Below are 16,322 nucleotides of genomic sequence, written 5' to 3' on the forward strand. Positions count from 1 at the left end.
GGGCAGCGCCCCCGCCCCCCCCCCCCCCCCCCGCGGGGGGGGGGGCCCCCACGGCCTGCGGTGCGTCAGTCCCCGGCACCGGCCGGAGCGGCGCCCTCGGCGGCGGGGCGGCCGGTCGCTGGACGGTCGGTCGCGGGGCGGCCGGGCAGCAGCAGGCAGAGCGGCACGGCCGCGGCGGTGAGCGCCACCGACCACCAGAAGGCCTGGTCGAAGCCCTGGGCCAGGGCGGTCGGGGTGCGGATGCCGCCGGTGCCGTGCTGGAGCACCACGGTGAGCAGCGCGATGCCCACCGAGCCGCCGATCTGCTGGGCGACCCTGGTGATGATGCTGGCGTCGGGGATCTCGGCGCGCTCCAGACCGGCGAAGGCGGCACCGGCCGGGGCGATCATGGCGGCGCCCAGCGCGAGGCCGCGGACGAACAGGGCCGCCGCCAGCGGGAGCAGACCGGTGTCGGCGCCGACGAAGGCGAACGGCACGGTGGCGGCGGCGACCAGGACGAAGGCCGCGAGCGAGACCCGGCGGGGGCCGAAGCGGTCGGTGTAGCGGCCGGCCAGGCCGCGGGCCAGCAGCGCTCCGACGCCCTGCGGGATGAGCAGCAGGCCGGCGCCGAGCGCGTCCTGCCCGCGCAGCTGCTGGAAGTACAGCGGCAGCAGCAGCATCGGCCCGTACAGGGCGACGCCGCCCAGGAAGAGCAGGGTGGCGGAGGAGGCCACCGAACGGTGGCGGAACAGTCGCACGCCGACCAGGGCGCCCTCGGGGCGGGCCAGCGCCCGGGTGGTGAAGCCGGCGACCAGGGCGAGCCCGCCGAGCAGCGGGACGAGCACCTCGGCGGTGGCGAAGCCGCCCCGGCCGTCGACCCGGGAGAGGCCGTAGATCACGGCGGCGCAGCCCGGGGAGAGCAGCAGCATGCCGAGCACGTCCGGCCGGGCGCGCGGCCGGTCCGGGCCGGGGCGGTCGTCGGGCAGGTCGCGGCGGGCGAGCAGCACGCCGACGACGCAGAACGGGATGTTGACGAGGAACAGCCAGCGCCAGTCGGCGACGTGCAGGATCAGTCCGCCCAGCACCGGGCCGAGGATCGGGCCGAGCGCGGTGGGCACGGTGATGATCGCCATCACCTTGCCGGTGTTGCGCCCCTTGGCGGCCTGCATCAGCAGGGTGCTGACCAGCGGCATCATCAGCCCGCCGGCGACGCCCTGGACGATCCGGAAGGCGATCAGGGAGGCCGCGTCCCAGGCCAGGGCGCTGAGCACGGAGCCCAGCAGGAAGCCGAGGAGGGCGGCGATCCAGAGCCGGCGGCCGCCGAACCGCGCCTGGGCCCAGCCGGCCAGCGGGATGGTGACGAACACGGCGAGCAGGTAGCCGGTGCCCACCCACTGGACGGTGGAGAGCGGGGCGTGCAGCCGCTCGGCGAGGTCGTCGAGGGCGACGCTGACGATGGTGGTGTCGAAGACGACGGCGAGGGCGCCGGTGATCAGGGTGACGGCCAGCCGCCACACGGCGGGGTCCACCCGGTCGGGGCCGGACGGCGTGGCGGCGGGCGCGGGTGCGGCGGCGGGGTCGGTGCGGTGGGGGGTGCCCACGACGGCTCCCTTAGATACAGAGTTCTATCTTACGGCGGCCAGAGTAGGGCGCTAGGATAAGAAAGACAAGTCTTCCTAACGGAGGGATCGGCGATGGCCGAGCGACGCCGCGGGCCGGCACTGGAGAAGGCACTGCTCGACGCGGCCTGGGCGGAACTCGCCGACCACGGCTACGCCCGGTTCACCATGGACGCCGTCGTCAAGCGCGCCGGCACCAGCCCGCCGGTCCTCTACCGGCGCTGGCCCAACCGCGACGAACTGGCCCGCGCCGCCATCGGGCACGCCGTCCGGGGGGCCCGGATCGACACCCCCGACACCGGGAGCCTGCGCGGGGACGTCCTCACCCTGATGCGGGAGATCAACACCACCCGGGTCGAACTCATCACCGTGGTGCAGATGCACCTGGCCGGCTACCGCCAGGAGTCCGGCACCAGCCCCGCCGACCTCGTCGACCCCCTGGTCACCGGCCGCGCCGAAGCACTCGACCTGCTCTTCGCACGCGCCGCCGCCCGCGGCGAGGTCGACCCGGCCCGGCTCACCCCCCGACTCAAGTCGCTCCCCTTCGACCTGCTGCGCCTCCAGATCCTCACCACGTTCGCGCCCGCGCCCGACGACGTCCTGGAGGAGATCGTCGACACCCTCTTCCTGCCCCTGCTGCACTGACCGCGGGCGGCGGCCCGCCGGACCGCTCCGACGACCCGGCCGCTCAACCGCTCAACCGCTCAGCGGCTCGGCCATGGCGACGGCGACCCGGCGGGGCGGGGTGAAGGGCTCGCGGGCGTGGGCGGTCAGCATGTTGTCGAGCATCACGACGTCGCCCTCCCGGTAGTCGAAGCGCGTCGCGGCCCTGCGGTAGCAGTCCCGCACGTGCGCCATCACGTCGTCCGGGATCCGGCCGCCGTCGCCGTAGTAGGTGTTGTTGGGCAACTCCTCGGCGGCGAAGAGGGCTTCGAGGCCGGCCCGGACACCGGGCGAGAGGGTGGACAGGTGGAACATCGCCGCGTGGTTGAACCAGACCGGCTCACCGGTCCCCGGGTGGGTCCGGACGGCGTCGCGGACCACCCGGGTGCGCAGGGTGCCGTCGTCGAGCCACTCGGGCTCGATCCGGTTGGCCGCGCAGTAGGCCGCCACCTCGTCCCGGTCGGTGGTCCCGAAGACCTCCTGCCAGGGCAGGCCGAAGCCGGGGCCGAAGTTGCGCACCAGCATCCAGCGCCGCCGGGTGAAGTCGGCCAGCACCTCCGGGTCGAGCAGCCGGAGGATCTCCCGGCAGTCGGCCAGCGGGGTCGCGCCGCGGTCGGCGGGCGGCTGGACGCAGTGGAAGAACAGCGTCATCGGCCAGGAGGCCTGGTACGAGTTCTCGTTGTGGAAGAAGATCTCCTCCCGGGCCGGGTGCTCGGTCGAGGTGTAGACCCCGCCCTGGATCCGGCTGCGCGGGGACGACTTCTCCTGGTACGCGAGCGGCGGGCCGGCCAGTCGGCGGACGGTCTCCTCGAAGTCCTCGACGCCCCGCAGCGCGAAGCCGCGCAGCAGCACGGCCCCGTGCTCGCGGACCAGCTCCCTGATCCGCGCCCGGTGCTGCCGCGCGTGGTCGACCAGCAGGGTCGACGCCCGGTCCGGCTCGATCCGGTACGGGAGCGTCATCGGGCGCTCACCGCCGACGCGGGCCGCGCGGACCCCGGCTCCGACTCCTGGTCCTGCTCCTGTTCCGACTCCTGCTCCAGGGCCGCGCTGAGCGAGCGGATCGTCGGGTGGTCGAGCAGCATCCGGCTCTCCAGCCGGATCCCCAGCCTGGCCGCCCGGCCCGCCACCAGCAGGGTGGCGACCGAGTCGCCGCCGACGTCCAGGAAGTGGTCGTCGATCCCGACCTCGTCCAGGCCGAGCACCTCCTGCCAGATCCCGGCCAGTGCCTGCTGCACCGGGGTGACCGGCGGGGCACTCGGGCCGGAGGCCTCGACGGGGGCGTCCGGGAGGCGGGAGCGGTCCACCTTGCCGTTCGCGGTCAACGGCAGGTCCTCCACCGGCACCACCACCGAGGGCACCAGGTAGCCGGGCAGCACCTCCCGGGTCCAGGCCCGGATCGCCTCCGGCTCCGGCCGCGCCCCGGGCCGGCCGGTCACGAAGGCGATGATCCGTCGGGTCTCCCCGACGTCCCGGACCACGGCGGCCGCGGCCGCCACCTGCTCGTGCCGCTGGAGCACCGCCTCGATCTCCCCCGGGCTGACCCGGTGGCCGTTCACCTTCGCCTCGTCGTCCAGTCGGCCGACGAACTCCACCGAGCCGTCCGGGAGGTAGCGTCCCGCGTCGCCGGTCCGGTAGAGCCGGCTGCCGGGCGGCCCGTACGGGTCCGGGACGAAGTGCCCGGCGGTCGGGCCGGGCAGCCCCGCGTACCCGCGTGCCAGGCCAGCTCCCCCGATGTGGATCTCCCCGGTGGCCCCGACCCCGGCGATCCCCAGGTCCGGATCCAGCACGTACTGGCGGACGTTGGCGATCGGCCGGCCGATCGGCACGGCCGGTCCGACCGGGAGCGGGGCGGACACGAAGGCGGCCGAGGAGCCCACCGTGGCCTCGGTCGGGCCGTACTCGTTGACCACCCGCAGCTGCGGCATCCGCTCCAGCCACGGGCGCACCAGCTCGGTCGGCAGCGCCTCCCCGCCCACCACGAAGGTGCCCACCTCGGGGGTGTGGAAGGACAGCGGGAGGGCGTGCTCCAGCATCCGCAGGTGCGCCGGGGTGAGCTTGACCAGGTCGAACCGGACGCCCTGGCGCAGCAGTTCGGCCAGTTCGTCGACCCCCTGGCCGTCCGGGACGATCCGGACGCCGGCGCCGGTGACCAGCGGGGCGAGCAGGCCGGTGAGCGTCAGGTCGAAGGTGAGCGGGGTGTGCAGCGCGGCGCCCTCGGCGGCGGGGTCGCCGGTGAGGTAGGCGCGGGCGGCGTGGTCCACGTAGTTGGCGAGCGCCTGCTGTTCGATCAGCACGCCCTTCGGCCGGCCGGTGGAGCCGGAGGTGTAGAGCACGTAGGCGAGGTGGTCCGGCCGGACCGCGACCGGCTCCAGCGGGCGTCCGCCGCCGTGGTCCACGTCCAGCACCGGGACCGCCCCGCCGTCGAGGAGCGCGGCGGTGCGGGCGTCGCCGACGACGGCGCAGGGTTCGGCGTCCGCGAGGACGGCCCGGATCCGCTCCTTCGGCCACTCCGGGTCCAGTGGCACGAAGGCGGCACCGGCCCGCAGCACCGCGAGCACCGCGGCGACCAGGGCGGGCGAGCGCGGCAGGCAGATCGCGACCCGCTGCTCCGGCCGGGCCCCGACGGCGTGCAGTCGGCCGGCCAACTCACCGGCCCAGCTGTCCAGTTCCGCGTAGTCGAGGTCGCCGATGCCGGTCAGCAGGGCGGGGCGCCCGCCGTCCCGCTCGGCCCAGCGCGCGAAGCGCCGGTACACCGGCTCGGCCGCCGGGACGGCGGGCCCGGCGGAGAGTTCGGCCAGCCGTTCCGCCGTGACGGCCGGTGCGGCGGTGCTGTCGTGCTCGGCCCTGTCGGGCTCGGCTCTGTTCTGCTCGGCCTGCAACGCGGACTCCTCATTCCTCCCACGCCCCGGTCCGGCCCGGGTCGTTCGGCGAGTTGACTCGACTGCTCGACTGCACGGCGGGGCGGGTGCACAGCGGGGCGACCGCTCCGCCGGGCGGCGACGCCCCGGCGGCTCAGCCCCGCGGCTCGGGCCGCAGTTCGAGGGTGCAGCACTTCGCGGCGCCGCCCGCCTTGAGGAGCTCGGTGGTGTCCACCCCGACCGGGTTGAAGCCGCGCTCCCGGAGCTGCTCGATCAGGCCGGCCGCCGCCTGCGGCAGCACCACGTTGAGGCCGTCCGAGAAGGCGTTGAGGCCGAACACCGCGGCGTCCTGGGCGTCGGCGAGGATCGCGTCCGGGAAGAGGGTCTCCAGGACGGAGCGGCTGCCGGGGGTGAAGGCCGCCGGGAAGTACATCACCTCGGTGTCGGAGAGCACCGAGAGCGCGGTGTCCAGGTGGTAGTGCTCGGGGTTGACCAGGGTCAGCGAGGTGACCGGCAGCCCGAAGAACTCCTGCGCCTCGTAGTGCGAGCGCTGGTCGGTGCGGAAGCCGGTGCCGGCCAGGATCCGCCGCCCGACCGGCAGGTAGTCGCCCTCGCCCTCGTTGACGAACTCGGGCCACAGCACCTCGCGGTAGCCCTGCTGGACGAACCAGGCCAGGTAGGCCGGCCCCTCGGCGGTCCGTTCGACGTGCCGGAACCGGGCCCCGAGGACCTTGCCGTCCACCACCGTCGCGCCGTTGGCGGCGAAGACCATGTCCGGCAGGCCGGGCACCGGCTCGATCACCTCGACGGTGTGGCCCAGCGACAGGTACACCTCGCGCAGCCGCTCCCACTGGAGCAGCGCCGACTCGCGGTCCACCGGCTTCTCGGGGTGCATCCACGGGTTGATGGAGTACGTCACGTCGAAGTGCTGCGGACGACACATCAGGAGTCGGCGCGGGGTGGCCCTCCGGGCTGTCGGCCGTATCGGCTCGGGCTGAGTACCGCCACTGGACACAGGGATCTCCTCTGCGATGGTGGTTTCAGGAGAGGGAAAAGGTGCCGGGTCGCCGTGCGGACCGCGGCGCCGGTGGGGTTCACGAGGGCCAGGTCACGAAACGCCGCCACCGCAACGATCCTGACATGTCATCGGCAAGCCCACAATCACCCGACCCTAGCAGTCGACCTGCCCATTGTCCCGGGTGTTCATGCCAGGAACGGCCGACCGGACTCCGCCGCTCCGCCCCTCCGGCGGACGGCCCGCACCCCGCGACCCCGGCGACATACCGGGCACAACCGCTCCGTTACCCCTCCAACCGCCGCAGGGGGGATCAATGATCCGGGGCCTTGACTTTCCCGGGCGTCAGTCAATAGCTTGCGCCGGAGTGCCCAGATGCCCCGAACCGCGCAATCACGACCCGGCATCGCCGAACTCCACCGGAATTCCGGCGATCCGCGGGAAGGAAAGGTCGGACCGCCGGATGACGAACCAGGACACCGGGACCGGAATTCCGGCCGAGGAACAGCACCCCGCCCTCCGGGAGATCCCGCTCGCCCACCCCCAGGAACGCCTCTGGTTCCTGCACCAGCTCCACCCGGACGTGCCGGTGTACAACGAGCCGGCCGCCTACGGAATCACCGGTGAACTCGACGTCCCGGCACTCACCGAGGCGATCCGCGCGCTGGTCGGACGGCACGAGCCGCTCCGCACCGGATTCGCCGTCCGGGGGGACCGGCCGGTCCAACTGATAGCCGACGAACTGCCCTTCGCACTCCCGGTGGAAAACCTCGGAACGGATGCCGGAGCGGTCCTGCGCCGGCTTTCCGAAGCCGCCTCGCAACCCTTCGACCTGAGCCGCCCCGGGCTTTTCGACATCCGGCTGGCGAAGCTGTCCGAGAACCACCACATCCTGTACCTCAACCTCCACCACCTCATCACGGACGGCCAGTCCGGCCGACTTCTGATCGACGAGATCGGCCGCTCCTACCGGAACGTGAAAACCGGTCTCCCGCCGGTTTCCGAGCCGCTCGCGGTGAGTTATCCACGGTATTCGGTGCAACAGCGCGAGCGCCTCGCCGGCCCCGCGGCCGAAGCCGACCTGGCGTCCTGGGAGTCGGCGCTGACCGGCGTTCCCGGCCTGCTCCGGCTGCCCGCCGACCGCCCGCGCGGGGCCACCCAGGACTTCGCCGGAGGGGACGTCCGCTTCAAACTCTCCGGTTCGTCCACGCAACGCCTCACCGAAGTCGCCAAACAGCACAACGCCTCGCACTACATGGTCCTGCTCGCGGCGTTCACCCTCCTGCTGCACCGGTACTCGGGACAGCGGTCCCTCGTGGTCGGCACCCCGGTCGCGAACCGGCCGGGCGATGGCCTGGAACAGACCCTCGGCTTCTTCGTCAACACCCTCCCGATCCGCAGCGACCACACCCCCGGGCAGACCTTCGCCGACTACCTGGGCGCGCTGCGCGAGACCTGCCTGGACGCCTTCGCCCACCAGGAGACCCCGTTCGACCACATCGTCCAACGGCTCGGGCTGCAGGGCGGACTGAGCCACGCCCCGCTGGTGCAGACGGTCTTCGCGTACAACCACACCCAGCACCGCCCGCACCTGGACGGCCTGGAGGTCCGCCCGCTCGACGTGCGCACCGCGACCGCCCGGTACGAGCTCGGCCTCTACCTGGACCGCTCGCCGCAGGGCGGCCTGGACGGCCGGTTCGAGTTCGCCACCGCGCTCTTCGACCGCACCACGGTCGCCCGGCTCGCCGAGAACTACCGGACGCTGCTGGACGGGCTGTTGGCCGACCCCGACCGGCCGCTGGAGGCGTACGAGCTCTGCTCGCCCGCCGAACGGGCCCTGATCGCCCGCGGGAACCGCACCGGGGCGCAGTTCCCGGAAGAGCGCTGCGTGCACGAGTTGTTCGAGGCGCAGGCCGCCCGCACCCCGGACGCCGTCGCGGTGAGCGCGGCGGACGGCGAGCTGACCTACCGTGAACTGGACCGCCACGCCTCGGCCCTGGCCGAGCACCTGCGCGGGCGCGGGGTCGGCGCGGACCAGTGCGTCGGCGTGTTCGTCGAGCGCTCGGTGGCCCTGGTGGTGGCCCTGCTCGGCATCCTCAAGGCCGGCGGCGCCTACCTGCCGCTCGACCTGGCGGCGCCCCGCGCCCGGCTGGAGCAGATCCTGCGGGACGCCCGCGCCCGGGTGGTGCTGACCGGCGGCGTGCCGCTGGAGCCGTTCGACGGCATCGAGCCGATCGGCCCGCTGCCGGACCGGGACCCGGCGGACGGCCCCGACCACCCCGAGCACCCCGACCAAGCCGCCCAGGCGGCCCATCCGGAGCACCTGGTCTCGGTGTACTACACCTCCGGCTCCACCGGGGCCCCCAAGGGCGTGGCCAACCGGCACCGCGGCTGGGTCAACCGGCTGACCTGGATGCAGCGCCGGCACGCCCTGCGACCGGGCGAGACGGTGCTGCACAAGACCACCCTCACCTTCGACGACTCCGCCCTGGAGATCTTCTGGCCGCTGTCCGTCGGCGGCCGGGTGGCGGTGCTGCCGCCCGACCTGCACCGCGACCCGCAGGCCATCGTCGAGGCCCTGGCCCGGCACCGCTCGGTGTACCTCCAGGTCGTCCCCAGCATGCTCAACTCCGTGCTGGACGTGGTGGAGCAGCGCGGCGCCGCCGGACTGGAGGCGCTGCGCGGCACCACCTCCAGCGGCGAGGCGCTGTCCCCCGGCACCGTGCGGCGGTTCCGCGCGCTGATGCCCGGCGAGCTGCACAACACCTGGGGCGCCACCGAGGTCTCCATCGACTCCACCCACCACACCTGCACGGCCGAGGACCTCGCCGGCGCCGGGCCGGTCAGCCTGGGCCGGCCGTTCGACAACAACACCGTCCACGTGCTGGACGCCTCGCTCCGGCCGGTCCCGATCGGCGTCGTCGGCGACCTGTACATCGGCGGCGTCGGACTGGCCCGCGGCTACGCCGGCGACCCGGCCCGCACCGCCGCCGCCTTCCTCCCGCACCCCTCGGTGGCCGGTGAGCGGCTCTACCGCACCGGCGACAAGGGCCTGTTGCGGTCGGACGGGCGGCTGGAGTTCGTCGGCCGCACCGACCACCAGGTCAAGATCCGCGGCATGCGGGTGGAACTGGGCGAGATCGAGGCGGTGCTGGAGGACCACCCCGGGGTGAAGGAGGCGGTCGTCCTGGTCCACGAGGGCGAGAACGGGCTGCGCCGCCTGGTCGCCTACGTGACCGCGCTGCGGCCCGACCGGCGGCCCTCGCCCGAGGAGGTGCGCGCCCACGTCGGACAGCGGCTGCCGGAGTACATGGTGCCCTCCTTCGTCACCGTCCAGGACCGCTTCGAGGTGACCGCCAACGGCAAGATCGACCGCGGCGCGCTGGCGCCCCCGGAGCGCCTGCTGGACGACGCCGGGGCACCGGGCGAGCCCTGCGAGGGGCCGGTCGAGGCCTTCGTCGCCGACATCTGGCGCGACCTGCTCGGCCTGGCCCGGATCGGGGCGCTGGACGGCTTCTTCGCCCTGGGCGGCAACTCCCTGGTCGCCACCCGGTTCGTCTCCCGGGTGCGCCAGCGGGCCGGCATCGACCTGCCGCTGATGTCGGTCTTCACCAAGCCGACGCTGCGCGAACTGAGCGCGGAGGTCGAGCAGCTGCTGGTGCGACGGCTGGAGGAGATGACCGAGGCCGAGGCCGGGGAGCTGCTGCGGCAGCTGTCCTGACCGTGGGCCACCCGACCGCCGGCCCACCGGGCGAGCAGGCCGGCGGTCCGACCACTTCTCGACCGTTTCTCGACCATGGGGGAGAGCGACATGCCTGACGAGCCATCCGGCACGGGACTGACCGGACTCAAGCGCGACCTGCTGCGCCGGATCCTCTCCGGCGACGGCGGGCCCGATCCCGCCGGAGGACTGCGCCGCCGGCCCCGGGAGGGCCGGATCCCGGCCTCCGCGGCGCAGCGGAGGCTCTGGTTCATCGACCACCTGAACGAGTCCAGCACCTCCTACAACGTGCCGTTCGCGCTGCGGATCTCCGGCCCGCTGCGGGAGGACGCCCTGTGGTGGGCCTTCGACGCGCTCCTCGCCCGGCACGAGGCGCTGCGGACCACCTTCGGCTTCACCGGTGAGGAACTGTTCCAGGAGATCGCGCCGTCCGTGCGGGTGGCCCGGAACCACCACGACCTGCGCGGGCTGCCGGAGGCGGAACGCGGGCGGGCGGCCGAGGAACTGATCGCCGAGGCGGCCCGGCGGCCGTTCCGGCTGGACGGCGAACCGCTGCTGCGCGTGGTGCTGATCCGGGTGCGGGACGAGCTCTGCCACGCCGTGGTCAACCTCCACCACATCGTCACCGACGGCTGGTCCGAGGGCATCCTCTTCCAGGAGCTGGGCGTCCTCTACTCGGCCCGGGTGCGGGGCGAGGAGCCCGAACTGCCGCCGCCCGGGCTCCAGTACGCGGACTACACCGGCTGGGAGGCCGAACCCGAGGCCCGGGACCTGTACGAGCAGCAGCTCGGCTACTGGCGCGAGCGGCTCAAGGACGTCCCCGCCGGGCCCGCCCTGCCGACGGACCGGCCGCGCCCGGTCGAGCCGAGCATGCGCGGGGCCTCGGTGCCGGTCGCGGTGCCGGCGGACCTCCAGGCGGCCCTGCGGCGCTGGGAGGGCGGCGACCGGGCCTCGCTGTTCACCGGCGCGGTCGCGGTGCTCGCCCAACTGCTGCACCGCTACGGCGGCGAGGACACCGTGGTGATCGGCGTGCCGGTGGCCAACCGGGCCCGCCGCGAGCTGGAGCCGGTGGTCGGGTTCTTCTCCAACACCGTCGCCCTGCGGGTCGACCTCGCCGACGGGCCCACCCAGGCCGAGCTGCTGGACCGGGTCCGGACCGTCTCGGTGGAGGCGCTGTCCCACCAGAACGTCCCGTTCAACCAGGTCGTGGAGGCGCTCGGGATCCAGCGCGCCCCGGGCGGCAATCCGGTCTTCCAGGTCATGTGCTCGGTCAACCAGGCCACCGCGCCGCCGGCCCTGGCGGACTGCGGGGTCGAGCTGGTGGACCTCGACAACGACACCGCCAAGTTCGACCTGGAGCTGGTCGTCACCTACGACCGGGACCGGGTCGACTGCCGCTTCGAGTACGCCACCGACCTGTTCGACCGCGCGACCGTGGAACAGCTGGCCGGGCACTTCCGGCTGCTGCTGGCCGCCTTCCTGGAGCGGCCGCGGTCCCGCGCCGGGGACCTCGCCCCGGGCGGTGACGAGCCCGGCGCGGTGCCGGAGGACGGGGTGGTGCTCACCGACCGGTACGGCCGGCCCTGCCCGGTCGGCGTGTTCGGCGCCGTGACGGTGGCGGGCGTGCCGGACGGCCGCACCGCCCGGCGGCTGCGCGACGGCACCCTGGAGTACCGGGACGAGCCCTCCGCCGCCGCCCCGGCGTCGGCGCCGGCCCCCGCGACGGAGGCCCCGCGGACCGGCACCGAGCGGCGGCTGGCCGCGATCTGGGGCCAGGTGCTCGACGGCGGCACGCCCGGCCGGGAGCAGGACTTCTTCCGTACCGGCGGCGACTCCCTGCTGGCCACCAAGGTGGTCGCCCGGGTGCGCCGGGCCTGGGGCGTCAAGCTGTCGGTCCGCCAGATGCTGCGCTCCCCCACCCTGGGCGCGCTGGCCGCCGAGATCGACCGGCTGGTCGCCGAACGGGGCGCGGAGCCGGCCCCCCAGCCGTCCGGGCCGGCCCCGGTGGCGCGTCCGGCGACGCTGCCGCTGTCGCTCGCCCAGCGCGGCATCTGGTTCAACAACCAGGTCGAGGGCCAGAGTTCCTACTACCACATGCCGTTGGCGCTGCGGCTGACCGGTCCGCTGGACCGGGCGGCGCTGCACGCGGCGCTCGGTGACGTGATCGCCCGGCACGAGAGCCTGCGCACGGTGTTCCCGGTCCGCGACGGCGAGCCGTGCCAGCTGGTGCGGGATCCGTTCGAGCCCGCGCTTCCGGTGCTCCCGGTCGCGGCCGGGGACCTCGACGCGGCGCTGCGCGCGGCCGCGGCCCGGCCCTTCGACCTGAGCGGCGAACCGCCGGTGCGGGCCTGCCTGTTCGAGGTCGGCGCCGAGGACCACCTGCTGCTGATCGTGATCCACCACATCGCCTGCGACGGCCTCTCCTGGCAGCCGCTGTGCGAGGACCTGTCGACGGCCTACGCCGCCCGCAGGGCCGGGGCCGCGCCGCGCTGGGAGCCGCTGCCGCTGCAGTACCCGGACCACGCCCTGTGGCAGCACGACGCGCTGGGCTCCGCGACGGACCGCGACAGCGGGCTGGCGCGGCAGCTCGCGCACTGGACCGGGCGCCTGGCCGGGCTGCCCGAGGAGCTGCCGCTGCCGGCCGACCGGGTGCGCCAGGCCACCGCCGACTACCGGGGCGACACCGTCCCGCTCGCCGTCCCGGCCACGCTGCACCGGGCGGTCGGCGAGCTGGCCGGCTCCGCCGGGGCCAGCGTCCACATGGTGGTGCAGGCGGCGCTGGCCGCCCTGTTGACCCGGATGGGCGCGGGCGGGGACATCCCGCTGGGCACGGCGGTGGCGGGCCGCTCGGAGGTGTCGCTGGAGCGGCTGGTCGGCTGCTTCATCAACACCGTCGTGCTGCGCACCGACACCTCGGGCGACCCGAGCTTCGCGGCGCTGCTGGAGCGGGTGCGGGAGACCGACCTGGCCGCCTACGCGAACCAGGACGTCCCCTTCGACCTGCTGGTGTCCGCCCTGAACCCGGCCCGCCAGCCGGGCCGCAACCCGCTGTTCCAGGTCCTGCTGTCGGTCGCGGGCCGGCCCGAGGCCAGCCCGGAGCTGGCCGGGCTCCGGGTGGAGCCGGTGCTGTTCGAGCTGCCGGTCTCCCCCTTCGACCTGGACTTCTCGCTGACCGAACAGCAGGACGCGGACGGCGGCCCGGCCGGTCTGCTGGGGCACGTCACCTACAACACGGCGCTGTTCGACCGGCGGACCGTCGCCGCGCTGGCCGAGCGGTTCACCACCCTGCTCGCGTCCGCCGTCGCCGAACCGGCCCGGCCGCTGTCCGAGCTGGAGCTGCTCCCGGCGGCCGAGCGCCGACGGATCCTGGAGGACTGGAACAGCACCGGCGCCGGCATCCCCGCGGTGACGCTGGCGGCGCTCTTCGAGGCCGCCGCCGCCCGGGCCCCGCAGGCGCCGGCCCTGGAGTTCGGCGACACCCGGCTGACGTACCGGGAGCTCGGCGCGCGGGCCAACCGGCTGGCCCGGCTGCTGATCGGGCGCGGGATCGGCCCGGAGCAGTTCGTCGCCGTGGCGCTGCCGCGCGGGGTCGAGCTGGTGGTGGCGGTGCTCGCGGTGGCCAAGGCCGGGGCGGCGTTCATCCCGGTCGACCCGGGCTACCCGGCCGAGCGGATCGCGTTCATGCTCGCGGACGCCGGTCCGGCCCTGGTGGTCACCACCGCGGACTCCGGGCTGCCGGACACCGGGCTGCCGGACACCGGAACGGCCCGGCTGGTGCTGGACGAGCCCGCCACCGCGCAGCTGCTGGCCCGGCAGCCGGACGGCGATCCCACCGACGCCGACCGGACGGCCCCGCTCGACCCGCTCAGCCCCGCGTACGCGATCTACACCTCGGGCTCGACGGGTGTCCCCAAGGGCGCCGTGATGCCGCACACCGGTCTGCTCGCGCTGAGCGACCAGATGGCCGCGCGGCTGCGGATCGACCACGGCTCCCGGGTGCTCCAGGTGTCCACGCCGAGCTTCGACGCCTGGGTGCTGGAGCTGCTGATGGCCTTCCCGGTCGGGGCGGCCCTGGTGGTGGCTCCGCCGGGCCCGCTGGCCGGCGAGGAGCTGGCGGACTTCCTGCGCGAGCGGCGGGTCACCCACGCCTTCCTCGCCCCGACCCGGCTGGCCACGGTGCCCCCGGTCGAGCTGCCCGCGCTGGTCGGCCTGGCCAGCGGCAGTGAGGTGCTGCCCGGCGACCTGGTCGGCCGCTGGTCGCCCGGGCGCCGGATGATCAACATCTACGGGGCCACCGAGTCCACCGTCATCTCCACCACCACCGGCCCGCTCTCCGGCGACGGCGTGCCCACCCTGGGCGGGCCGAACCTGGACGCCCGGGTGTACGTGCTGGACGAGGCGCTGCGGCCGGTGCCGCCGGGCGTCCCCGGGCAGGCCTACCTGGCCGGCACCGGGCTGGCCCGCGGCTACCTGCACCGCCCCGTCCTGACCGCCGACCGCTTCGTGCCCTGCCCGTTCGGGGCTCCGGGCGAGCGGATGTACCGGACCGGGGACGTGGTGCGCTGGACACCGGACGGCGAGCTGATGTTCGTCGGCCGGGCCGACGACCAGGTGAAGCTGCGCGGCCTGCGGATCGAGCTGGGCGAGGTCGAGTCGGCGGTCTGCTCGCACCCCGCGGTGGCGCACGCCGTCGCCGTGGTGAGCGGCTCCGCGACGGGCGACCGGCTGGTCGCGTACGCCGTGCCGATGGCCGGGACGGCGGTGGACGGCGCCGCGCTGCGCGAGCACGCCGCCCGCACCCTGCCCGACTTCATGGTGCCCTCGGCCGTGGTGGTGCTGGACGCCTTCCCGCTGCTGCCCAACGGCAAGGTGGACCGCGGTGCGCTGCCGGCCGCGCCGGAGCCGGAGGAGGAGTACACGGCGCCGCGCACGCCCGTCGAGGAGACGCTCGCCGGGATCTGGCAGTCCGTCCTCGGGGTCGAACGGATCGGCGTGCACACCGACTTCTTCCGGCTCGGCGGGCACTCCCTGATGGCCACCCAGATCCTGAGCCGGATCCGGTCCTCGCTGGGGGCCACGGTCCCGCTGGTGCGGTTCTTCGAGCACGCGACGATCGCCGAACTGGCTGCCGAGGTGGACCGGACCGGGCAGTCGGGCGGGGCGGAGCCGGTGGTGGTCCGACGCCGTCGGACCGTGCTGACCGACACCGCCCGGCCGGAGTGACCGGACGGACCCCGGGAACGACCGGACCGGCCCGCGGCGGGAGCTGCGGGCCGGTCCGTCGGTGTCCCGTCCGGGCGGGCGACGTGCGGGACGTGCGGGCGGTGCGCGGGCCGTACGGGGGCTCAGAGGCCCAGGCGCTGCTTGACCTCGGCGAAGAACGGGATGTGCCGGTAGTCCTTGGCCTGCGGGTCGTAGTCGGTGTAGCGGTTGGTGAACTCCAGCAGCCCGGCGCGCACCCGCTCCAGCGGCTCGGTGCGGATCCGCCGCTCGATCGCCTGGATCTCGCCCAGGAAGGCGGCCAGCACCGCCGGCAGCTCCGGGGCCAGCTCGATCAGGCCGTCGCGCAGCCGGATGCCCCGGTGCTCCGTCAGGTAGCTGAACAGCAGCTGGGAGGCGACGGCGTCGTAGTTGGGGCGCGGGATGCCCTCCACCGCGTAGCGCAGCAGCCGCTCGGCGAGGATGTACTCGTAGGCGGCCCGGGCCTGTTGCTCGGGCAGCTGCGCGTCGTCGAGGCAGACCAGCATGGCCGAGACGTCCACCCGGAGCTCCTCCAGCCCGGCCAGCGGCTTGAGCTTCTTGGCGTCCAGGAACTCCGGGATCGGCAGGTCGCCCTGCCGGTGGTGGTACTCGTGCAGCCGGACCCACCAGGAGGAGGCGGCCTCGACGACGTGGTCGGGGGCGCCCTGGATCCGCGGGAAGCTGCCCGGTGCCATCACGGCGTCGATCATCTTCCGGGTGATCCGGTTGTGGCGCTCGACGAACTTGTCGATGAAGTAGAAGATCAGGTCGTCCGGGTCCTGCCGGCCGTCGAGGTGGTTCTCCGGGAACAGGGCGACGACCACCCGGGACTCGAACCCCTCCGACTTGGCGAGCAGGTTGACCGGCCGGGTGTTGCTGGCGTACCGGACGGCCAGGTGCGGGTCGGTCGGCAGGGTCCGGTACGCCAGGTAGTCGAGCGAGAGCTTCGGGAAGTACGAGGCGTCGAAGAACGAGAAGACGTGGTTGTCGCGCTCCTCGTTGATGTGCGCCTTGGTCGCGCGGAGCCGGGAGCCGTCCGGGCTGTCCCGCAGGTCGGCCAGGAAGGCCCGGACGATCGGCTGGCGGCTCAGCTCGGCGCTGTCCGCCAGCTCCTTCGCCAGCCGCTCCAGGAACACCGGGTCCCTCGGGTCCGCGACCGGCTGCAACCGGCGGCGCAGGGCGTTCACTTCGGCGATCACCGGCGCTACGGGGTCCACGACTGGTTC

General features: G+C 74.3%; 8 protein-coding genes. 3 read left to right on the plus strand and 5 right to left on the minus strand.

Translation table 11 applies throughout. From position 1 onward, the window contains the following. Window positions 1-65 precede the first annotated feature (65 nt). Entirely contained in the window at window positions 66-1,496 is a 1,431-nt protein-coding gene (locus ACFWXO_RS32660; RefSeq protein WP_380528449.1) for an MDR family MFS transporter, read from the minus strand. A gap of 177 nt (window positions 1,497-1,673) precedes the next feature. Here ACFWXO_RS32660 and ACFWXO_RS32665 point away from each other — a divergent pair, with 177 nt between their 5' ends. Beyond that, window positions 1,674-2,243, plus strand: a complete 570-nt coding sequence (locus tag ACFWXO_RS32665) for a TetR/AcrR family transcriptional regulator (RefSeq protein ID WP_380528422.1) — start codon at window positions 1,674-1,676, stop codon at window positions 2,241-2,243. Between the two features lie 51 nt (window positions 2,244-2,294). Here ACFWXO_RS32665 and ACFWXO_RS32670 read toward each other — a convergent pair whose 3' ends face one another. The 3 genes from ACFWXO_RS32670 to ddaH all read right to left on the minus strand — a co-directional run bounded on the left by ACFWXO_RS32670 (window position 2,295) and on the right by ddaH (window position 6,134). Continuing rightward, window positions 2,295-3,221 (minus strand): TauD/TfdA family dioxygenase, encoded by a 927-nt coding sequence (locus ACFWXO_RS32670; RefSeq protein ID WP_375890453.1) that lies wholly within the window; start codon window positions 3,219-3,221, stop codon window positions 2,295-2,297. Then, complete coding sequence (locus ACFWXO_RS32675) at window positions 3,218-5,140, minus strand: non-ribosomal peptide synthetase (RefSeq protein WP_380528425.1); 1,923 nt, start codon at window positions 5,138-5,140, stop codon at window positions 3,218-3,220. Before ACFWXO_RS32675 ends, ACFWXO_RS32670 begins: the two co-directional genes overlap by 4 nt. Before the next feature lie 133 nt (window positions 5,141-5,273). Continuing rightward, the gene (gene ddaH, locus ACFWXO_RS32680; protein WP_375890456.1) at window positions 5,274-6,134 is read right to left on the minus strand and encodes a dimethylargininase; all 861 of its coding nucleotides are present in this window, start codon (window positions 6,132-6,134) and stop codon (window positions 5,274-5,276) included. Between the two features lie 463 nt (window positions 6,135-6,597). On the opposite strand from ddaH, the gene ACFWXO_RS32685 reads away from it, so the two are divergent. Together ACFWXO_RS32685 and ACFWXO_RS32690 are read left to right on the plus strand one after the other, a co-directional pair. Then, the gene (locus tag ACFWXO_RS32685; protein WP_380528427.1) at window positions 6,598-9,855 is read left to right on the plus strand and encodes an amino acid adenylation domain-containing protein; all 3,258 of its coding nucleotides are present in this window, start codon (window positions 6,598-6,600) and stop codon (window positions 9,853-9,855) included. Window positions 9,856-9,945: 90 nt separating this feature from the next. Further along, window positions 9,946-15,078, plus strand: coding sequence for an amino acid adenylation domain-containing protein (locus tag ACFWXO_RS32690; RefSeq protein ID WP_380528428.1), 5,133 nt, complete (start codon window positions 9,946-9,948; stop codon window positions 15,076-15,078). Between the two features lie 122 nt (window positions 15,079-15,200). On the opposite strand, the gene ACFWXO_RS32695 is transcribed toward ACFWXO_RS32690, so the two are convergent. Continuing rightward, window positions 15,201-16,313 carry a DUF6421 family protein gene (locus ACFWXO_RS32695; RefSeq protein ID WP_375890462.1) on the minus strand — a complete coding sequence of 371 codons (1,113 nt, stop codon included), beginning with the start codon at window positions 16,311-16,313 and terminating at the stop codon, window positions 15,201-15,203. Window positions 16,314-16,322 lie beyond the last annotated feature (9 nt).

Origin of the sequence: Kitasatospora sp. NPDC059088 (assembly GCF_042738155.1) — a bacterium.
GTDB lineage: Bacteria > Actinomycetota > Actinomycetes > Streptomycetales > Streptomycetaceae > Kitasatospora.

Coding starts and splice junctions, on each gene's coding strand:
- ACFWXO_RS32685 (WP_380528427.1), top strand. CDS start 6,598: ATGACGAACCAGGACACCGGGACCGGAATTCCGGCCGAGGAACAGCAC.
- ACFWXO_RS32665 (WP_380528422.1), top strand. CDS start 1,674: ATGGCCGAGCGACGCCGCGGGCCGGCACTGGAGAAGGCACTGCTCGAC.
- ACFWXO_RS32670 (WP_375890453.1), bottom strand. CDS start 3,221: ATGACGCTCCCGTACCGGATCGAGCCGGACCGGGCGTCGACCCTGCTG.
- ACFWXO_RS32690 (WP_380528428.1), top strand. CDS start 9,946: ATGCCTGACGAGCCATCCGGCACGGGACTGACCGGACTCAAGCGCGAC.